The organism is Saccharopolyspora sp. NPDC049357, assembly GCF_040677225.1.
Lineage (GTDB): Bacteria > Actinomycetota > Actinomycetes > Mycobacteriales > Pseudonocardiaceae > Saccharopolyspora.
Genome location: NZ_JBFAQJ010000003.1, coordinates 118050 through 138267 on the forward strand (window position 1 = coordinate 118050; position 20218 = coordinate 138267).

General features: G+C 70.2%; 18 protein-coding genes. 5 read left to right on the forward strand and 13 right to left on the reverse strand.

What is annotated here, in order from left to right; all coding sequences use genetic code 11:
- Positions 1-13: 13 nt before the first annotated feature.
- From ilvC to AB0J91_RS03765, 3 genes are all read right to left on the reverse strand, one after another.
- Positions 14-1009, reverse strand: a complete 996-nt coding sequence (gene ilvC / locus AB0J91_RS03755) for a ketol-acid reductoisomerase (RefSeq protein ID WP_363788936.1) — start codon at positions 1007-1009, stop codon at positions 14-16.
- A gap of 101 nt (positions 1010-1110) precedes the next feature.
- Positions 1111-1617 (reverse strand): acetolactate synthase small subunit, encoded by a 507-nt coding sequence (gene ilvN / locus AB0J91_RS03760; protein ID WP_145737715.1) that lies wholly within the window; start codon positions 1615-1617, stop codon positions 1111-1113.
- Positions 1614-3446: an acetolactate synthase large subunit gene (locus AB0J91_RS03765; RefSeq protein ID WP_363863895.1), complete on the reverse strand. Its 1833-nt coding sequence runs from the start codon at positions 3444-3446 to the stop codon at positions 1614-1616. Before AB0J91_RS03765 ends, ilvN begins: the two co-directional genes overlap by 4 nt.
- Before the next feature lie 387 nt (positions 3447-3833).
- Between AB0J91_RS03765 and AB0J91_RS03770 the strand changes: the two genes are divergently transcribed.
- Positions 3834-4307, forward strand: coding sequence for a PH domain-containing protein (locus AB0J91_RS03770; RefSeq protein WP_363863897.1), 474 nt, complete (start codon positions 3834-3836; stop codon positions 4305-4307).
- 193 nt (positions 4308-4500) lie between these two features.
- On the forward strand, positions 4501-6345 hold the full coding sequence (gene ilvD, locus AB0J91_RS03775) for a dihydroxy-acid dehydratase (protein ID WP_363863899.1): 1845 nt from the start codon (positions 4501-4503) through the stop codon (positions 6343-6345).
- A gap of 274 nt (positions 6346-6619) precedes the next feature.
- Here ilvD and AB0J91_RS03780 read toward each other — a convergent pair whose 3' ends face one another.
- Positions 6620-7366, reverse strand: a complete 747-nt coding sequence (locus AB0J91_RS03780) for a DoxX family protein (protein WP_363863900.1) — start codon at positions 7364-7366, stop codon at positions 6620-6622.
- Between the two features lie 236 nt (positions 7367-7602).
- On the opposite strand from AB0J91_RS03780, the gene AB0J91_RS03785 reads away from it, so the two are divergent.
- Both AB0J91_RS03785 and AB0J91_RS03790 read left to right on the forward strand, forming a co-directional pair.
- Positions 7603-8460: an alpha/beta hydrolase gene (locus AB0J91_RS03785; RefSeq protein WP_363864117.1), complete on the forward strand. Its 858-nt coding sequence runs from the start codon at positions 7603-7605 to the stop codon at positions 8458-8460.
- A gap of 88 nt (positions 8461-8548) precedes the next feature.
- A complete protein-coding gene (locus AB0J91_RS03790) occupies positions 8549-9700 on the forward strand; it encodes a PQQ-dependent sugar dehydrogenase (RefSeq protein WP_363863902.1) in 1152 nt (383 codons plus the stop codon).
- Between the two features lie 135 nt (positions 9701-9835).
- Here AB0J91_RS03790 and gatB read toward each other — a convergent pair whose 3' ends face one another.
- The 4 genes from gatB to gatC all read right to left on the reverse strand — a co-directional run bounded on the left by gatB (position 9836) and on the right by gatC (position 13455).
- Positions 9836-11341 carry an Asp-tRNA(Asn)/Glu-tRNA(Gln) amidotransferase subunit GatB gene (gene gatB, locus AB0J91_RS03795; protein WP_363863904.1) on the reverse strand — a complete coding sequence of 502 codons (1506 nt, stop codon included), beginning with the start codon at positions 11339-11341 and terminating at the stop codon, positions 9836-9838.
- Complete coding sequence (locus tag AB0J91_RS03800) at positions 11338-11535, reverse strand: hypothetical protein (protein WP_363788928.1); 198 nt, start codon at positions 11533-11535, stop codon at positions 11338-11340. The genes gatB and AB0J91_RS03800 overlap by 4 nt, the downstream gene beginning before the upstream one ends.
- 35 nt (positions 11536-11570) lie before the next feature.
- The gene (gene gatA / locus AB0J91_RS03805; RefSeq protein ID WP_363863906.1) at positions 11571-13082 is read right to left on the reverse strand and encodes an Asp-tRNA(Asn)/Glu-tRNA(Gln) amidotransferase subunit GatA; all 1512 of its coding nucleotides are present in this window, start codon (positions 13080-13082) and stop codon (positions 11571-11573) included.
- Between the two features lie 73 nt (positions 13083-13155).
- A complete protein-coding gene (gatC, locus tag AB0J91_RS03810; RefSeq protein WP_093413507.1) occupies positions 13156-13455 on the reverse strand; it encodes an Asp-tRNA(Asn)/Glu-tRNA(Gln) amidotransferase subunit GatC in 300 nt (99 codons plus the stop codon).
- A 287-nt stretch (positions 13456-13742) separates the two neighbouring features.
- On the opposite strand from gatC, the gene AB0J91_RS03815 reads away from it, so the two are divergent.
- Positions 13743-14396 (forward strand): amino acid-binding protein, encoded by a 654-nt coding sequence (locus AB0J91_RS03815; protein ID WP_165943697.1) that lies wholly within the window; start codon positions 13743-13745, stop codon positions 14394-14396.
- Positions 14397-14531: 135 nt separating this feature from the next.
- On the opposite strand, the gene AB0J91_RS03820 is transcribed toward AB0J91_RS03815, so the two are convergent.
- The 5 genes from AB0J91_RS03820 to AB0J91_RS03840 all read right to left on the reverse strand — a co-directional run bounded on the left by AB0J91_RS03820 (position 14532) and on the right by AB0J91_RS03840 (position 20188).
- Positions 14532-15023, reverse strand: coding sequence for a GNAT family N-acetyltransferase (locus tag AB0J91_RS03820; RefSeq protein WP_363863908.1), 492 nt, complete (start codon positions 15021-15023; stop codon positions 14532-14534).
- Between the two features lie 35 nt (positions 15024-15058).
- A complete protein-coding gene (gene ligA, locus AB0J91_RS03825) occupies positions 15059-17230 on the reverse strand; it encodes an NAD-dependent DNA ligase LigA (RefSeq protein WP_363863910.1) in 2172 nt (723 codons plus the stop codon).
- A gap of 43 nt (positions 17231-17273) precedes the next feature.
- Complete coding sequence (locus AB0J91_RS03830; protein ID WP_363863911.1) at positions 17274-17939, reverse strand: hypothetical protein; 666 nt, start codon at positions 17937-17939, stop codon at positions 17274-17276.
- A 50-nt stretch (positions 17940-17989) separates the two neighbouring features.
- On the reverse strand, positions 17990-18979 hold the full coding sequence (locus AB0J91_RS03835; RefSeq protein ID WP_363863913.1) for a DUF6461 domain-containing protein: 990 nt from the start codon (positions 18977-18979) through the stop codon (positions 17990-17992).
- Positions 18980-19156: 177 nt separating this feature from the next.
- Positions 19157-20188 carry a methionine synthase gene (locus AB0J91_RS03840; RefSeq protein ID WP_363863915.1) on the reverse strand — a complete coding sequence of 344 codons (1032 nt, stop codon included), beginning with the start codon at positions 20186-20188 and terminating at the stop codon, positions 19157-19159.
- Between the last annotated feature and the right edge of the window lie 30 nt (positions 20189-20218).

A 20218-nucleotide genomic window follows, 5' to 3' on the forward strand; every position in this document is an offset into this window, starting at 1 on the left:
CTCGCGAATCAGCTCACTTGTTGGTCCAGGACATCAGCGAGCGCAGCTTCTTGCCGACCTCTTCGATCTGGTGGGCGTTGCCCTGGGCCTGGAGCTTGGTGAAGTTCGGGCGGCCCGACTCGTCCTCGGCCACCCACTCCTTGGCGAAGGTGCCGTCCTGGATCTCACCGAGCACCTTGCGCATCGAGTCCTTGACGTGCGAGTCGATGACACGCGGGCCGCGGGTGAGGTCGCCGTACTCGGCGGTGTCCGAGCAGGAGTAGCGCTGACCGGCGATGCCGCCCTCCCACATCAGGTCCACGATCAGCTTGAGCTCGTGCAGGACCTCGAAGTAGGCGATCTCCGGCTGGTAACCGGCCTCGACCAGCACCTCGAAACCGTTCTGCACCAGCGCGGAGGCACCACCGCAGAGGACGGCCTGCTCACCGAACAGGTCGGTCTCGGTCTCCTCCTTGAAGGTGGTCTTGATGACGCCGGCGCGGGCACCGCCGATGGCGGCGGCGTAGGACAGCGCCAGGGCCTGGGCGTTGCCCGAGGCGTCCTGCTCGACGGCGATCAGGCACGGCACGCCCTTGCCGTCGACGAACTGGCGGCGGACCAGGTGACCCGGGCCCTTCGGGGCGACCATCGCGACGTCGACGTCGGCCGGCGGCTGGATCAGGCCGTAGCGGATGTTGAAGCCGTGACCGAAGAACAGCGCGTCACCCTGCTTGAGGTTCGGGGCGACGTCGTTGGCGTAGATCTCGCGCTGCTTGGTGTCGGGCGCCAGGATCATGATCAGGTCGGCCTCGGCCGACGCCTCGGACGGGGTGAGGACCTTCAGGCCCTCCTCCTCGGCCTTGGCGCGGGACTTGGAACCCTCCGGCAGGCCGATGCGCACGTCCACGCCCGAGTCCCGCAGGCTCAGCGCGTGTGCGTGGCCCTGGCTGCCGTAGCCGATGACGGCGACCTTGCGGCCCTGCACGATGCCGAGGTCCGCGTCCGCGTCGTAGAAGATTTCAACTGCCATGGTGATTCAGCGTTTCCTTTCGGGACTTCATCGGTTGTCGGCCGTGGCTGGCAACCGCTAGCTCGTGAGCCTGGTGGGCCCTGTGGCGGGGTAGCCGGTTGTCAGCGCACTGCGGTGGCCGTGATGGAGCGGGGGCCACGCCCGATCGCGATCGTTCCCGACTGCACCATCTCGCGGACGCCGTAGGGTTCCAGCATTCGCAGCAACGCGTCGAGCTTATCGGCGGGGCCGGTGGCCTCGATGGTCAGCGCCTCCGGCGAGACGTCCACCACCTTGGCGCGGAACAGCTGCACGGTCTCCAGGACCTGGCTGCGCACCGAGGAGTCGGCGCGGACCTTGACCAGCAGCAGCTCGCGCTGCACAGCGGCGTCGTCCTCCAGCTCCACGATCTTGATCACGTTCACCAGCTTGTTGAGCTGCTTGGTGACCTGCTCCAGGGGCTGGTCGCTGACGGCGACCACGATCGTCATCCGGGAGATCTCCGGGTGCTCGGTCGGGCCGACCGCGAGCGACTCGATGTTGAAGCTGCGGCGGGAGAACAGCCCGGAAACCCGAGCGAGAACACCGGGAACGTTCTCCACCAGAACGCTCAAGGTATGCCTAGTCACGCCTCGTCCTCCTCGAACAACGGGCGGATGCCGCGTGCCGCCATGATCTCGTCGTTGCCGGTGCCTGCCGCCACCATCGGCCACACCTGGGCGTCCTTGCCCACCACGAAGTCGATCACGACCGGTCGGTCGTTGATCTCCATAGCCCGCTGGATGACGCTGTCGACGTCCTCTTTGGACTCACACCGCAGGCCGGCGCACCCGTAGGCGTCGGCGAGCAGCTTGAAGTCCGGGATGCGGTGCTTGTGGGTGCCGAGGTCGCTGTGTGAGTAACGCTCGGCGTAAAACAGGTTCTGCCACTGCCGGACCATACCCAGGTTGCCGTTGTTGATGATGGCCACCTTGATGGGGATGTCCTCGATCGCGCAGGTCGCGAGCTCCTGGTTGGTCATCTGGAAGCAGCCGTCGCCGTCGATGGCCCACACGACCTTGTCCGGCACGCCGGCCTTGGCGCCCATGGCCGCGGGAACCGCGTAGCCCATGGTCCCCAGACCACCGGAGTTCAGCCAGGAACGCGGGTTGTCGTAGCCGATGAACTGCGCGGCCCACATCTGGTGCTGACCCACGCCCGCCGCGTAGACCGCGTCGGTGCCGGCGATCTTGCCCAGCCGCTCGATGACGTACTCCGGCGACAGGCTGCCGTCGCTGGGCTCGGCGTACCCGAGCGGGAACCGGCCGCGGATGTCGTCCAGCATCGCCCACCACGCCGTCAGGTCGGCGGTGCCGTCCTCGGCCTCGGCGGTCCCGAACGCCTCGGTGAGCTCGGCGATGACGTCCTTGCAGTCACCGACGATCGGGACGTCGGCGTGGCGGTTCTTGGAGATCTCGGCCGGGTCGATGTCGGCGTGCACGACCTTGGCGTCGGGCGCGAACGACGAGAGCTGGCCGGTGACCCGGTCGTCGAACCGGGTGCCCAGGGCGATCAGCAGGTCGGAGCGCTGCATCGCGGCGACCGCGGCGACCGTGCCGTGCATGCCGGGCATGCCGAGGTGCTGCGGGTGCGAGTCCGGGAACGCGCCGCGCGCCATCAGCGTGGTGACCACCGGGATGCCCGTGCGCTCGGCCAGCTGCCGCAGCTCGGCGTGCGCCTCCGCCTTGATGACACCGCCACCGACGTAGAGGACCGGCTGCTTGGCCTCGACCATGAGCTTCGCGGCCTCGCGGACCTGCTTGCCGTGCGGCTTGCTGGTCGGCCGGTAACCCGGCAGCTTCATCTCCGGCGGCCAGGAGAAGGACATGGTGGCCTGCTGGACGTCCTTGGGGATGTCGACCAGCACCGGACCCGGACGGCCGCTGGCGGCGATGTAGAACGCCTCGGCGATGATCCGCGGGATGTCCTCGGCGTCGGTGACCAGGAAGTTGTGCTTGGTGATCGGCAGCGTGATGCCGCAGATGTCGGCTTCCTGGAAGGCGTCGGTGCCGATCAGGCCGGTGGACTGCTGACCGGTGATCGCCACGACCGGGACGGAGTCCATGTGCGCGTCGGCGAGCGGGGTGACCAGGTTCGTCGCACCCGGGCCGGAGGTGGCCATGCACACACCGACCTTGCCGGTGGCCTGCGCGTATCCGGTCGCCGCGTGCCCGCCGCCCTGCTCGTGGCGGACCAGCACGTGCCGGACCTTCTCGGAGTCGAGCAAGGGGTCGTAGGACGGGAGGATGGTGCCACCCGGAATCCCGAAGACGACCTCGCAACCCACGGACTCCAGCGAGCGGACGAGTGCCTGCGCACCCGTCATCTTCACCGGAGCACCGCTGGGCGGCGCGGGCTTGGGTCGGCGTCCTGGCGGGGGCGCCGGGACCGGATTCTGCCTGGTATTGGCGCTGGTCATCGGGTCAACCTCGGTGGTTGGGAGTGGGACCGGACACGAAAAAACCCCCGCAGGCCACAAATAGGCCCCACGAGGGTTGGCGCGTCGACGCTGCGAACTTCCTTAGGCGTCGACGCGCCAGGGAAGTACGAGAATGTCGTGCAGTCGCAGCATGGCCAGGACGTTAATGGGACCGGTCGCGCCACGTCAAACGATCCGGGATGATCGTCTCGCATGCTGGGCGCCCGTCCAGGTTGCCACGATCCGAGGCTTCGCGCTTTTCCCAGTTCAGCGATGCCGTCACGACGAGATTCGCGCCAGGTGTGATACACGCCGCTCCGGAACTCCCAGCCGATGGGAGGCTCGGGCCCCGATCGGGCGAGGCCCGCCAGGTGAGAGCATCGAGGGGTGAGCGAGACACCCCAGGACGACGCCGCCGAACCGCAGAGCACCGAATCCGCGCCCGCCGCGGAGCCGCGGAGCACCGAGATCCCGGAGTCGCTGAACTTCCGGGTCCCCCGCGTGTCGCTGCTGGCCGTGCTCGCGGTCGCCGCCTGCGCGGTACCGCTGGCCACCACCTCCGGCCCGGTGGGTCCGCTGGTCTTCCTGATCCCGCTCGCACTCCTGTGGGCCGTGCTGCGGCCGGGCACCAGCGTCGACGCCGAGCGGATCAAGACCCGCACCCTCGTCGGCGGCCGCACCCTGCGCTGGGAGTCGCTGAAGGGCCTGGCCATCACCAAGCAGTCCAAGGTCCGCGCCAGCACCACCGACGGCGCCGAGGTCACGTTGCCCACCGTGCGCCCGCGCGACCTCCCGGCCATCTCCCTGGTCAGCCGCGGACACCTCCCGGACCCCACCGCGCGGTCCACCGACGAGGACTGACACCGCGGGTCCCGACCCGTAATCTGGCCGACATCCGTGCTCGACCACGGTGTTCGCAGGAGTAGGGTCAAGGTCACCGCCACGCTTAGCGCCCACAAGGCGACGCCAGCGGGATGGGCCGTTCGCGTTGAAGCTCGCTGGCTCCGCACCCGGCCCCACCGCACAGAGCCTGGAATCGAAGAAGGTCTCCCCAATGCCTCAGCTGCGTTCCCGAACCACGACTCACGGCCGGAATGCCGCCGGCGCCCGTTCGCTGTGGCGCGCCACCGGCATGACCGACGACGACTTCGGCAAGCCGATCGTCGCGATCGCCAACTCCTACACCCAGTTCGTGCCCGGTCACGTGCACCTGCGCGACCTCGGTGACGTCGTGGCCGAGACGGTCCGCGAGGCGGGCGGCGTGCCGCGCGAGTTCCACACCATCGCCGTCGACGACGGAATCGCCATGGGCCACAGCGGCATGCTCTACTCGCTGCCCTCGCGGGAGATCATCGCCGACTCGGTGGAGTACATGGTCAACGCGCACCAGGCCGACGCGCTGGTGTGCATCTCCAACTGCGACAAGATCACCCCGGGCATGCTCAACGCCGCGATGCGGCTGAACATCCCCGCGGTGTTCGTCTCCGGTGGCCCGATGGAGGCCGGCAAGGCCGTCGTGGTCGAGGGCGTCGCGCACGCGCCGACCGACCTGATCACCACCATCTCGGCCTCGGCGAACTCGGCGATCGACGACGAGGGCCTCTCCGAGGTCGAGCGCTCCGCGTGCCCGACCTGCGGTTCGTGCTCGGGCATGTTCACCGCGAACTCGATGAACTGCCTGACCGAGGCGCTGGGACTGGCGCTGCCGGGCAACGGCTCGACGCTGGCCACCCACGCCGCGCGCCGCGAGCTCTTCCAGGAGGCCGGCCGCACGGTCGTCAACATCGCCAAGCGCTACTACCAGTCCGACGACGAGACCGTCCTGCCGCGCTCGATCGCCAACAAGCAGGCCTTCGAGAACGCGATGGCGCTGGACATGGCGATGGGCGGTTCCACCAACACGGTGCTGCACACCCTCGCCGCCGCGCAGGAGGGCGAGATCGACTTCACGCTCGACGACATCGCCGAGATCAGCCGCAAGGTGCCGTGCCTGTCGAAGGTCGCGCCGAACTCCGACTACCACATGGAGGACGTGCACCGGGCCGGCGGCATCAGCGCGATCATGGGTGAGCTCGACCGCGCCGGTCTGCTGCACCGCGACGTCGCCTCCGTGCACAGCGAGAGCCTGACCGCGTGGCTGTCCGAGTGGGACGTCCGCGGCGAATCGCCGTCGGAGAAGGCCCTGGAGATCTTCCACGCCGCGCCCGGCGGGGTGCGCACCACGAAGGCGTTCTCCACCGACAACCGCTGGTCGTCGCTGGACACCGACGCCGCCAACGGCTGCATCCGCGACGTCGAGCACGCCTACACCGTCGACGGCGGTCTGGCCGTGCTCAAGGGCAACCTCGCCGAGGACGGCGCGGTCATCAAGGCGGCCGGCGTCGAGGAGGAGCTCTGGCACTTCCAGGGTCCGGCGCGGGTGCTGGAGAGCCAGGAGCAGGCGGTGTCGGCGATCCTGAACAAGGAGATCCAGCCCGGTGAGGTGCTGGTGATCCGCTACGAGGGCCCCGCAGGCGGCCCCGGCATGCAGGAGATGCTGCACCCGACCGCGTTCCTGAAGGGCTCCGGCCTGGGCAAGAAGTGCGCGCTGATCACCGACGGCCGGTTCTCCGGTGGTTCGTCCGGGCTGTCGGTCGGGCACATCTCGCCGGAGGCCGCGGGCGGCGGGCTCATCGGCCTGGTGGAGAACGGCGACCAGATCCTCATCGACGTCCACGAGCGCAAGCTGGAACTGCTGGTCGACGAGCAGGTCCTGGCCGAGCGCCGCGCCAAGATGGAGGCCAGCGAGAACCCCTGGCACCCGGTCGACCGCGAGCGCAAGGTCACCACAGCCCTCCGCGCCTACGCCAAACTCGCCACCTCAGCCTCCTACGGCGCAGTCCGCGACGTGAACAAGTGATCCGGGTCGTTGCGTGAGCCAAGTGGCGAAGCCACTTTCTCCTTGCCCCACCCGAGCAGCCGGCACCGCCGCGGGTTCTGAGCGGCTTCGTGGCGAGGACGGCCACTCCGCCGTGTATTGGACATACATCAGGAGTGGCACCCGCAGTCCACGGAGCCGCTCAGGTTCCGCCACCCGCACCGGCAAGCAAAACGACCACGTCGCACTGTGAGGAAGTGAAATCGGGCCCCGGATCCTTGGTTGGATCCGGGGCCCGATTTCGTCGGTGCTCGTCTCAGGGGCGGTGGAAGAGGATCAGAATCGCCGCGGCCGCGCCAGCCGCGACGATCAGGCCGAAGAAGCCGAATCCCAACGGACGGCGGAACCACACTCGCCCGTAGTCCAAGGCCACCCGGCCGGGACCGGTGAACATCACGCCGAGACCGAGGGCACCGAGGATGGCATCCATCTCGAACCCGCCATCGGCGTTGAAGAAACCGGCGCCCAGCTTGACGAACACCGCGCTGGCCATCAGACCCACCACGCCGGCCGCGGCGGCCGGCGTGAACAGGCCCAGGACCAGCAGCGCACCCGCACCGAGCTCGGTACCCCCGGTGACCAGCGAGAGCGCGGCGCTCTGCTGGAAGCCCATGCCGGACAGCACCTCCGCGAAGCCCTCCGGGCCAGGGCCGCCGAACGTGCCGAACAGCTTCTGCGAACCGTGCAGGAGGAAGACCCCTCCCAGCGCCAGGCGCAGGATCAGCAGGCCGAGGTCGGTTCCCGCGTTCCAGGCGAAGGGCTTGCGCTTCTTGCCGAGTTCCTCGGCGTAGCCGGAGTCTTCGCCGACGCCGCTCACCAGCGAGGTCGCTTCACCGTCGCTGTAGCCGTCGTCTTCGTCGTAGTAGTTGTGCTGGCGTGCGCCGAGGCTCTGCGTGCTCTTGGCCGAAACCCTCGCGCCGCGGGGCCGCTGAGCGTGCGCGCCGTAGCTGCGATCGTCGGGGGAGCCGCCCGCACCGCCGGGGCGATCGTCTTGGATGCTCACGCCGCAGGAGGCTAGGGCATCTTCACCTGAAAGTGCGACCCTTTGCGATAAAACCTTCCCCACACGTGACAGGTTCGATACCACAGGACTCGTCCGGGGTGGAAAATGTCCCGATGGAGGAGCCAGAATTCCGCGGGCCGAGGTCGCCCAAATCCGATGTCTTCGCAGGTGGTGCGCATTTCCTGGACGTCGGTGAGGACTGGCCGCCGTCTTCGTTCGCACCGAGAGCGGTGCTTATGCTTCCCGAACTCGTTTCGGCGCAGGAATTGCTTCCTCTCGATTGCGCGGCCCAGGTGCTGAATTGGTCACCGGAGCGCATTTCCTCCGGCACTACCCGTGAGCACGTGGCCGACGCCCTCGCGGTCCTCGACGACGCCGACACGCCCGACTGCGTCGTCCTCGCCTGGTCGGGTGGCACTTCCCTGGCCGTGGAGCTCGCCGCCCGCCACCCCGACCGGGTGCGCGGGCTCCTGCTGCTGGCAGGACCGCCCACGGCGGGCGCGGAGATGCTGCTGTCCAGCGTCGGCGTGCCCGACGCGATGCGCAGGCTGCTGGCCGCGGGCGGCTCTGCCTCGCTGCGCCTGACCGGTGACCTGCTGGAGTCCATCACCGCCCAGCTGCCGGTCGGGGACTGGCCCGCCCGCCTGCTGCGCCAGGTCGGCCTGCTGCCCGACGACGGCGACCTCCCCGGTATCACGGCCGCCCTGCGCAACCTGGTGCAGCACGACTGGCGCAGGCACGTCGAACTCGCGCTGGCCTGGAGCGCGTCGGTCCGCGACGGCCTGCCGCGCATCAGCTGCCCGGTCACGCTGCTGGCCGGGCGCAACGATCCCCTCGGCGAACCGCTGACCACGGCCCGGCAGGTCGGTTCCCTCCCGCAGGCCAGGGTGCGGTTGCTCGACGCGTCCCACTTCATCCCGCTGGAAGCCCCGGACACCGTCCGGGAGGAGTTGGCGCTGCTGCTGCGCCGGGTCGAGGCCGTCGAATGCGCCCGCCGCGGCATCGACCCGCCACCCCCGCTGGTCCGCCGGATCCGCCTCCCGCTCCCGGAAAGCCGACGACCGCGCCGCCGCGCCCTCCACCCCCCGTTCTGACCCCGCCGCCCCGCCCGACCCAGCGGGAACGGCTGATCGCGGTGGCTCACCACGCGTTCACCCGGCTGCGGATAGGGTCGGAGGCGTGATGGGTCGGACTCGTGCGCTGGTGGGCGCCTTCGCGGTGCTCGGAATCGTGCTGAGCGGATGCGCCGAGTTCCCCGACGAGCACAACCGGCCGTTCGCCGAGCAGCCCTCGCTGGCGCCGCAGGCCGGGCCGCAACCCTCGTTCGAGAGCGAAGCCCCACCGTCGGAGGCGCCGGGCGAGGCGAAACCGCAGCCGCCCGCGCAACCGGTCGGCTGCGAGGACCCCGACCCGGCGGTGATCACGACGTGCCTGGACCCGGTCGGTGCGATCGCGGTGCTGCCGGACGGGCAGAGCGCGCTGGTCGGCGAGCGCTCCACGGGTCGCGTGCTGCGCGTGAAGAAGGGCGCGAAACCCGTTGAGCTGGCGCAAATTCCCGTCGACGCGAGCAGCGGCGGCGGGCTCACGGGCCTGGCCCTGTCGCCCACGTACCACGAGGACGAGCTCTTCTACGCCTACGTCACCACCGGCACCGACAACCGGGTCGTGCGGATCGCCAGCGGCGACAGCCCGAAGCCGGTGCTGACCGGGATCCCCAAGGGCCCCACCGGCAACTCGGGCGCGCTGCTCGACGACGGCAAGGGCGCGTTGCTGGTGGCCACCGGCAACGCCGGCGACCCGGCCGACTCCGCCAATCCCTCGACGCTGTCCGGGAAGCTGCTGCGCATCGACGGTTTCGGCAAACCCGCCGAGGGGAACCCGCAGCGCGAATCGCCGGTGGTGACCTCCGGGCTGAACGAGCCCACCGGCATCTGCGGCACGGCCGCGCTGAGCGTGTTCTGGGTGACCGACCGCAACAGCGGCAGGGACTCCCTCTACCAGGTGAAGTTCGGTGAGCCGCTGGGCAATCCGGCCTGGACCTGGCCGGATCGGCCCGGGGTGTCGGGATGCGCGGCGGACCCGTCCACCGTGATCGTGGCGCTGCGCGACGCCTCAGCGCTCTACACGCTGCAACCGGCGCCGGACGGCAGCTTCACCGGCCAACCCACCAAGGTCCTGGAGAACCGCTACGGCCGCTTCGCCACGGCGGCGCTGGCCCCGGACGGCATGGTGTGGCTGGGCACCACCAACCGCGACGGCGGCCGTCCCGTTCCCAGCGACGACCGGGTCCTGCGCCTGGAGCCCCCGACCGGCGGCACGGCGGGCAAGGACTAGGAGCCGTGAACCTGACGCCGACGACGCGGGAACCACGTTCCTGATCCGCCCGGACCACTACATCGCCTCCGTCCGCGCAAACGAGGAACGCCCCCGACCGGTGGGGCGGTCGGGGGCGTTCCTCGTGATGCGTGGTTACTGGCCGCAGGCCTTGAGGACGAGTTCGCGGACCCGCTTGGCGTCGGCCTGGCCCTTGGTGGCCTTCATGACCGAACCGACCACCGCTCCGGCCGCCTGGACCTTGCCGCCGCGGATCTTCTCCGCGATGTCCGGCTGCGCCGCCAGGGCCTCGTCGACCGCCTTCTGCAGCTCGGAGTCGTCGGAGACGACCTCCAGGCCGCGAGCCGCGACGACCTCGTCCGGCTCGCCCTCGCCGTCGAGCACTCCGTCGACGACCTGGCGGGCCAGCTTGTTGGTCAGCTTGCCCTCGCCGACCAGCGCCGCGACCCGCGCGACCTGCTTCGGCGTGATCTCCAGGTCAGCCAGCTCGACGCCGCGGGTGTTGGCCTGCTGCGACAGGTAGGCGACCCACCAGGAACGGGCGTCGCCCGGAGCCGCACCGGCCTCGACCGTCTCGGCGATGAGCTCCAGGGCACCGGCGTTGACGAGGTCGCGGAGCTCCTCGTCGGACAGGCCCCACTCCTCCTTGGCGCGGCGACGGCGCTCCCACGGGAGCTCCGGCAGGGTCTTGGACAGCTCCTCGACCCACTCGCGCGAAGGCGCGATCGGCACCAGGTCGGGCTCCGGGAAGTACCGGTAGTCCTCCGAGGTCTCCTTCGGGCGACCCGCCGAGGTCGAACCGGTGGACTCGTCGAAGTGCCTGGTCTCCTGCAGGATCGACCCGCCGGAGGTCAGCACCGCCGCGTGCCGCTGCATCTCGAAGCGCACGGCGCGCTCGACGCTGCGCAGCGAGTTGACGTTCTTGGTCTCGGTGCGCGTGCCGAACTCCTCGGCGCCCTTGGGCATCAGCGACACGTTCGCGTCGCAGCGCAGCGAACCCTGGTCCATCCGCACGTCGGAGACGTTCAGCGCGCGCAGCAGGTCGCGCAGCGCGGTCACGTAGGCGCGGGCGACCTCCGGGGCGCGCTCACCGGCACCGGTGATCGGCTTGGTGACGATCTCGATCAGCGGCACGCCTGCCCGGTTGTAGTCCAGCAGCGAGTAGTCGGCGCCGTGGATGCGACCGGTGGCACCACCCATGTGCAGCGACTTGCCGGTGTCCTCCTCCATGTGCGCCCGCTCGATGTCGACGCGGAACGTCTCACCGTCGTCGAGCACCACGTCGAGGTGACCGTCGAAGACGATCGGCTCGTCGTACTGCGAGGTCTGGAAGTTCTTCGGCATGTCCGGGTAGAAGTAGTTCTTCCGGGCGAACCGGCACCACTCCGCGACCTGGCAGTTCAGCGCCAGACCGATCCGGATCGCGGCCTCGACGGCCTTGCCGTTGACCGCGGGCAGCGCGCCCGGCAGGCCCAGGCACACCGGGCAGACCTGGGTGTTGGGCTCGGCGCCGAACGCGTTGGCGCAGCCGCAGAACATCTTGGTCTTGGTGGAGAGCTCGACGTGGACCTCGAGGCCCAGCACCGGGTCGAACCGGGCCAGCACCTCGTCGTAGTCCATGATCTCGGCGACGGCGGTCACTCCTCGTCACTCCCCTTGCGCAGTGCGCGCACCGCCAGCGCGGTACCGGTGATCAGGCCGAGCGTGGTGATGACGACGTCGGCCAGTTCGAGCTTGTCGTTCTTCTCGCGGGCGGCCTTGTAGCTCGCCTTCAGCCCGAAAGCCGCCGAGAGCACGGAAGCGAGCTGGAACGCTGCCTTCAACTTCGGGTTCACTTTGCGACCTCCTGCATCGGTGGCGTGGGAGCGGCTCATACCGCCGCCTCCAGCTTCGGGGCACGGTTGATCAGCGGACCGCCCTGCTCGGCGTCCCTGGCGACCTCGTAGGCCGCGCCGACCCGGTAGAGCCGGTCGTCGGCCATGGCCGGAGCCATGATCTGCAGACCCACCGGAAGGCCGTCCTCATCGGACAGTCCGCACGGGATGCTCATGGCGGCGTTGCCCGCCAGGTTGGACGGGATCGTGCACAGGTCGGCGAGGTACATCGCCATCGGGTCGTCGACCCGCTCCCCGATCTTGAACGCCGTGGTCGGGGTGGTCGGCGAGACCAGCACGTCGACCTGCTCGAACGCGGCGTCGAAGTCGCGGGTGATCAGCGTCCGCACCTTCTGCGCCTGGCCGTAGTAGGCGTCGTAGTAGCCCGAGGACAGCGCGTAGGTGCCGAGCATGATGCGCCGCTTGACCTCCGGGCCGAAACCGGCCTCGCGGGTCATCGACATGACCTGCTCGGCGCTGTTCTCACCGTTGTCTCCGACGCGCAGGCCGTAGCGCATCGAGTCGAAGCGGGCCAGGTTCGACGAGCACTCGCTCGGCGCGATCAGGTAGTAGGCGCCCAGCGCGTAGTCGAAGTGCGGGCACGAGACCTCGACGACCTCGGCGCCCAGCTTCGACAGCTGCGCGACCGCGGCGTCGAAGGCGCGCTGCACGCCCGGCTGGTAGCCCTCACCGGAGAACTCGCGGACCACGCCGACCTTCACACCGGTCAGGTCGCCGTTCGCGCCCTGCTTGGCGGCCTCGACGACCTGCGGGACCGGCTGGTCGATCGAGGTGGAGTCCATCGGGTCGTGCCCGGCGATGACCTCGTGCAGCAGGGCCGCGTCCAGCACGGTGCGCGCGCACGGGCCCGGCTGGTCCAGGGACGAGGAGAACGCCACCAGGCCGTAGCGGGACACGCCGCCGTAGGTGGGCTTCACACCGACGGTGCCGGTCACCGCTCCCGGCTGGCGGATGGAACCGCCGGTGTCGGTGCCGATGGCCAGCGGCGCCTCGAACGCGGCCAGCGCCGCCGAGGAGCCGCCGCCGGAGCCGCCCGGGATGCGGTCGGTGTCCCACGGGTTGCGGGTCGGGCCGTAGGCGGAGTTCTCGGTGGAGGAGCCCATCGCGAACTCGTCCATGTTGGTCTTGCCCAGCACGACCACACCGGCCTCGCGCAGCCTGCGCGTCACCGTGGCGTCGTAGGGCGCCATCCAGCCCTCGAGCATCTTCGACCCGACGGTGGTGGGCATGTCGGTGGTGGTCAGCACGTCCTTGAGCGCCAGCGGAACACCGGCCAGCGGCGAGGCCGCCTTGCCGGCGGCCCTGTCCTCGTCGGCCTTGCGGGCCGCGGCGAGCGCGCCCTCGGCGTCGACGTGCAGGAACGCGTGCACCAGCGGGTCCACGGCGGCGATGCGGTCCAGGTGCGCCTGGGTCACCTCGACCGACGTGACCTCCCCTGCCGCCAGCTTGGCGGCGAGCTCGGACGCGGTCAGCCCGGTCAGGCTCATCAGGCCTCCTCAGTGTTCTGCGGGACACCCGCGCCCGGTCGGCCTCGATAAGCGGAAGGGGAATCGTGGCTCATCAGGCCTCCTCAGTCAGAATGCGCGGAACGCGGAAGCGGTCCTCTTCGGCCGCGGGCGCCGCTGCGAGCGCCTGCTCGCGCGTCAGGCCCGGGCGGACCTCGTCCTCGCGGAAGACGTTGGTCACCGGCACGGCGTGCGACGTGGGTGGGATGTCGTCCGCAGCGACCTGCCCCACCTTCGCCACCGCATCGAGGATCTGGTCGAGCTGGCCTGCGAAGGTGTCGAGCTCGGCCTCGGTGACGGCCAGCCGCGCCAGGCCGGCGAGGTGTGCGACCTCGTCGCGGGAGATCTTGGACACTGCGAAGGCTCCCTGGTCATGTCCGGTTTACGAGTACATCCCAGTCTATGGCGACCACGCTGCCAGACCTGGCAGGGGTCGTGCCTGGCGAGGCGCGCCCGGGAACTTTCGCGAATGGCCTGGTCGTTCTACTCCGTGGAGTGCTGTAGCAAGATGACTACGCCGCGTCTGACACAATTTCCTCGCGGTTGTTCCTCGCACGAGTGGCCGCGCAAGCGGACGAGCAGGCGAAGGAAAAACGCGCGGCCGGCGAGGTGTCGTGCATGAAACTGGAGGCGTTGAGTCCGGTGTCCTTCCTCATCCGGGTGCAGATACCGGATCGACCCGGCAACCTCGGGTCGGTGGCGAGCGCGCTCGGCGAGATCGGTGCCGACATCCTCAGCGTCGACGTCGTCGAACGCATCGGCGGCGTGGCCATCGACGACCTCGTGGTGGAGCTGCCCTCCGGGCGCCCACCGGACGTGCTGATCACCGCAGCGGAGTCCATCGACGGCGTCGAGGTCGACGCGGTCCGCCCCTACGCGGGCGTGCTGGACACCCACCGCGAGCTGGAGCTGGTCGAGGAGATCGCGGCCGAGCCGGCACGCGGCCTGCAGATCTTCGCCGAAGGCGTCCCGAAGATCATCCGATCGGGTTGGGCGATCGTGTTCGGGCACCGCTCCGGCGGCGCCGAGCAACTGGCCGCCAGCACCTCCGCCCCGCAGGAGGGCTACCTGGAGCTCCCGTGGCTGCCGCTGCCGCGCGCCACGATCCTCGACGGCGACGAGACGTGGGTGCCGGAGACCTGGCAGGAGCTGGGCACCGAGCTGGCCGCCACCCCCATCGGCAAGCCCGACCGCGTCCTGCTGGCCGGGCGCCCCGGCGGCCCGATGTTCCGCGCGGCGGAACTCGCACGCCTCGCCCACCTCGCGGGCATCGTCTCGGTCGTCCTCGACGGCTGAGGCGCTGCGCCCACCAGCCGACGGTTGTGGTCCGAACCGACCCGGCAAAAGGCATGATGATCACGGGCGATTCGGACCAAAACCGCCCACTGCCGATCATCGAGCGCGGGCGCGCTCACCGGTGACCGGCGCGGCTCAGGCCCCGAGGTCGAGGCAGAAACCGAGCAGGCGGAAGTCACCGTTGGGGCTCCAGTCGCGGTCCGGCAGGCGCTGGAACCCCATCCGCTCGTAGAGGCGTCGCGGTGTCTCCGCAGTCTCCGAGACGCACAGCACCACACGCCCGAAACCTTCGGCCAGGGCGCGCTCCACGACAGCCTCGACGAGCTGGCGGCCCACGCCCTGACCACCGGCGTCGGGAGCGACCGCGAGCATCCTGAACTCGAGCTCGCCCGCACGCGCGATCTCCGCGTAGCTGTCGCCGGGGCGGATCACGGTCACCGTGCCGACCGGCCGGTCACCGTCGAGGGCGATGAGCAGCTCGGCTTCGGCAGCGCGGTCGGCGGCGTCGCGCAGCACGGACACGTACGAACCATCGGCCGGGAGGTTGCCCGCATCGGCGTACGCCTTCGCCGCGATCTCCCCCACGACCTCGTACTCCGCCGGCAGGGCGGCCCGAATCGTTGCCATGGCCGCGATCCTGCCACCCCGCGCCAGCGGATTTCTCACTCCTCCGGGGGCAGCGCCCGCTCGGTGGCCGCTTCCGGGCCCTGCTGGAGGAGCACTGTGAAACCGTCCTCGTCGAGCACCGGGACCTTCAGCTGCATGGCCTTGTCGTACTTCGAGCCAGGGGAATCACCGACGACCACGAACGCCGTCTTCTTCGACACCGAACCGGCCGCCCGGCCGCCGCGGGCCATGATCGACTCCTTGGCCTCGTCCCGGGAGTACTGCTGCAACGTCCCGGTGACCACGATCGACATGCCTTCCAGCGTCCGGGGGATCGACTCGTCGCGCTCGTCGGCCATCCGCACACCGGCTTCGCGCCACTTGCGCACGATCTCGCGGTGCCACTCCACGGCGAACCACTCGCGCACGGCCGTGGCGATCGTGGGCCCGACGCCGTCGGTGTTGGCCAGCTCCTCCTCGGAAGCCTGCTCGATCCGCTCCAGCGTCACGAACTCCCGCGCCAACGCCTGGCCCGCGGTCGGTCCGACGTGCCGGATCGACAGCCCCACCAGGACCCGCCACAGCGGCTTCTGCTTGGCCTCCTCCAGGTTCGCCAGCAGCTTGGCGCCGTTGGCGGAGAGGTTGCCCTCCTTCGTCGTGTACAGCGGCGTTTTGAGCAGCTTCGCCTCGTCGAGGTCGAACAGGTCGCCCTCGTCGCCGAGCACACCCGCGTTGAGCAGCGCGGAGGCGCCCTCGTAACCCAGCGCGTCGATGTCGAGGACCTTGCGGCTGGCGAGGTAGAACAACCGCTCCCGCTGCTGACCCGGGCAGCCCTGGGCGTTCGGGCAGCGCAGGTCGACGTCGCCCTCCTTCTGCTGCGCCAGCCGCGCCCCGCACTCCGGGCAGGCCTCCGGCATGACGAACTCGCGCTCGTCACCGGTGCGCACGTCGGCGACCGGGCCGAGGACCTCGGGGATGACGTCACCGGCCTTGCGGATGACCACGCGGTCACCGATGAACACGCCCTTGCGGCGCACCTCGTCGGCGTTGTGCAGAGTCGCCATCGACACCGTCGAACCGGCGACCTTGACCGGCTCCATCACCGCGAACGGCGTGACCCTGCCGGTGCGGCCCACGTTGACCTCGATGTTCAGCAGCTTGGTGGTGGCCTGCTCCGGCGGGTACTTGTAGGCGATCGCCCAGCGCGGCGCGCGCGAGGTGGCGCCGAGCCTGCGCTGCAGCGGGACCTCGTCGACCTTGATGACCACGCCGTCGATCTCGTGCTCGGCGGAGTCGCGGTTCTTGCCCCAGTGCTGGATGTGGCCGAGGACTTCATCCACGGTGGACAGCACGACGGTGTGCCGGGACACCGGCAGGCCCCACGCCTTGAGCGCCGCGTAGGACTCCGACTGGCGTTCCGGCTCGAAACCCTCCCGCCTGCCCAGGCCGTGGCAGATCAGCCGCAGCGGGCGGGAACGGCTCACCCGGGGGTCCTTCTGGCGCAGCGATCCGGCGGCGGCGTTGCGCGGGTTGGCGAACGGTTCCTTGCCCGCGTCGACCAGCTTGGCGTTGAGCTCGGCGAACTCGTCGACGCGGAAGAAGATCTCGCCGCGCACCTCCACCAGGGCCGGAACCGGGTACTCGTCGGTGCCGGTGAGCTGCTCGGGCACGTCACCCATGGTGCGCACGTTGAGCGTGACGTCCTCGCCGGTGCGGCCGTCACCGCGGGTCAGCGCCCGCTCCAGGTGGCCGTCGCGGTAGAGCAGGTTGACCGCGAGGCCGTCGATCTTCAGCTCGCAGAGGTAGTGGGCGCCGCCGCCGACCTCGCGCTCCACGCGCTCGACCCACGCCGCCAGCTCCTCGGAGTCGAAGGCGTTGTCGAGGCTGAGCATGCGCTCCAGGTGCGCGACCGGTGTGAACGCGGTGGAGAAGGTGCCACCGACCACCTGCGTGGGCGAGTCGGGAGCCTGCAGCGCGGGATGCTCGGACTCCATCCGCTGGAGCCGGGTGAACAGCTCGTCGAACTCGCCGTCGGAGATCGTGGGCGAATCCAGCACGTAGTAGCGGAACTGGTGGCCGCGCACCTCCTCGGCGAGCTCCGCGTACTGTTCGCGCACGTCGGGCGGCACGTCCTCGACGCCTTCGGCCGCGCTCGCGGCGGCGGGGTCGGCGGGCACGCCCTCGGCGTCCTCGCTGGGATTGAGCTCGTGAACGTCCTTGCTGGTCACGCCCCGAGACTAACGAGCCACCCCGACACGGGCACGCAGCGGCTCACTGCGCGTTGCGGTCCAACTCGCGCACGAGCTCGCGCAGTTCGAGCAGTCCGATGGTGCCTTCGGGTTCGGCCTCGGCGGTTTCGACGCGCCCCAGCCGGTCGGCGGCGAGCCGTTCACCGAGGGTGGCGTCCAGCGGCAGGAAGGTCAGGGCTCGGCGCGCGTTGTCGTCGAGCGCGTGGAAGCCCGGGTGGTACACGGCGACGTCGACCAGTCCTTCGTCCTCGTCGACCTGCGCTGCGATCCGGACCTGGTCGAGCGGGTACTTCTCGCCGCGCAGGTTCACCGTGACCTCCGTGGGGTCGGGCACGGCGGGGACCGAGTCGTGGTACTCCCACAGCGTGTCCGCAGCAGGCGCGGCGGCCATCCACGCGTCGGTGTAGGGCCGCAGCTCCGGGTCGGCCTGGCTGCTGATGACCAGCGCGTACGCGGCGTCCTCGCCGTGCTCGATGCTGAAGGTCAGGTCCGGGTGGACGCCGGCGACGGCCTCGGCGACCAGGTTCTCGATGCGGTGCGGCTCGCTGTCGCCGAGCGCCGAGGCGATCTCGGGGAGGTTGTCGTCCCACCACTGCCAGAACGTCGTCGCGCGCTCCGCGGCCTCGGCGGGGACGTCGACCGGTTCGGCGGGCACTTCGGCGTCACGGCGGCGCAGGAACCTGAACATGGGAACTATTGTGCCGTTCGCCGGAGCCCGCCGTGGCCGGACGAGGAATTTCAGCCCGGCAGCTCGTCGCGGACGATGGCGGTGATCGCCGCCGGTTCGGCCCCGCGCACATCGGTGACGCCGGTGAGCACGCCGGACAGGGCGCTGCGGGAGTCCTCGTGCATGACCTGCCGCAGCACCTGCATCGCGTGCAGCCGGTTGCGGCTGACCAGCGCGGGCCGCTCCCAGATCCCGCTCCACACCAGTTCGCGCAGGGTCTGGTCGACTTCGGCGCACGCCGGGCGGACCCCGGCGAGGATGCGCTGCACGACGGGCAGGTCCATGCAGTCGGCGGTGGTGGCGACGTAGCGGGCGAGAGATCGCAGCACCCGCCGCTGATCGTGCTCACCCGCGGCACGCAACGCGGTCAGCATCTCCGCCGGATAGCCGTCGAGATCGCCCAGCGGCATCGAGACGAGGTCGTCCGGCCACGGTGCGACCGGATAGGTGCGGAACTCCCCGCCGAGCCATCCCTCGGTGGGAACCTCGCCCGTGACCCGGCCGGTCAACGCCAGCATCAGCGGCACCGGGGCCGCCTGCGACCAGGGGAGTTGTTCGCGGTGCTCCTCCAGGGCGTCCGGGCAGGCCCCTTCGCGGTATTCGGGGAGCACGGCTTCGAAGGACGTCTGGATCACGCCGTCGACGGCGTGCACGAACCGCGTGCGCACGTCCTCGTCCCAGTAGCAGGAGACGGCTTCGGGACGCGCGGCCCGGCGCAGCACTTCGGGGCGAACGCCCTGGCCACCGCTGTCCTCGACGACGAGGGTCCAGTCCCCGACGGAGCGCAGCCCGATCATCGGGTGCTTCTCCTGGTAGGCGTACGCCTCCTCGCAGAACTCGTCTATGTCCAACGACCGCCCGTGCGACGTGACGGCCCCGAACGACTCGGCCACCCGACCGAGGTCGCTGTCGCGGACCATGGTCAGGCACGCCGCGTCCCGGATCGTGCTGCGCTCGATCCAGGCGACGCGGTCAAGCTCGCTGACGCAATGACTGCCCACAGGGCTCTTCCTACCAGCGCAAAGGTGAGACCACGGCCATTTTCGCAAAACATTCGGACAACGAGACCACACCGACCGGCCCAAACGGACGCGAACCAGCCGCATTCCACAATGGACACCATGGGGGTGGAAATCCGTGAACGGCACGCCGATCCGACGCCACGAGACGAGGTCGAATCAGGATTCGGCTTCGTCGGCGAAGAGTGTGGCGAGGTCCTTGGTCAGCGACAGTGCTCGGCGCGACCAGGCCGGTGTTGCTCCGGCGAGACCGCAGGTGGGGGTCGGCACGGCTCGTTCGGCGAGGGTCTTCTTGCCGAACCCGAGCCTGGCCGCCAGGTCGAACGCGGGCTGGGCGATGCCGCGCAGCTCGACCTGACCCGCGGGTTCGACGCTGGGGGTCAGGCCGAGGAACAGGGCGGTCCCCTCTTCCCACGCCTCCCCGAGCTCGTCGGCGAACTGGCCGCTGACGTCTCCGAGCCCGGAGGCGTCCAGCGAGATCGCACCGGCCCCGGCGCGTCGCAGCAGCTCGACGGGCGGGCGCTTCGCGCAGCAGTGCACGACGACGGGTGATCCCGTTGCCGCGCCGAGCTTTTCGATCACCTCGCCGAGCAGCCGCTGGACGTCGGGCTCGGGCACTGCCGCCACGTTGCCGTAGCCCGACGGGGTGGGCAGCGAGCCCCTCAGCACGGCGGGCAGCGACGGCTCGTCCAGCTGCACCACGACCCGCGAGCCGGTGCGCGCGGTGACCTGCTCGGCGTGCGCGATCAGCCCTTCGGTGAGCGATTCGGCGAAGTCCCGCAGCGCGCCGCGGTCGGTGAGCACCCGGTGCCCGCGCATCAGCTCGATCCCGGCGGTGAGCGTCCACGGCCCGGCCGCCTGCACCTTCACGACCCGAGGCGCACCGGCTTCGGCGACGGCCTGCTCCAGAGCGTCGAGGTCCCAGCGCAGCAGGTCCACGGCCCGCCGGTGATCCATCCCGGGCGTTCCGGCCACGCGATAACCGGACGGCACGACCTCGACCGCCAGGTCGACCAGCAGCCCGGCCGTCCGCCCGAGGATGTCGGCCCCGACCCCGCGAGCGGGCAGCTCGGGCACCGGCATCAACTCCGGCAACTCCCCGACCACCGTCCGCGCGGCCTCCGCCGGGTCGGTCCCCGGCAAAGACCCGACGGCAGTAGCCACACCCGGACCCCAAGCAGATTCAGTCACCCACCCATTATCGACCGGACCACCGCCACA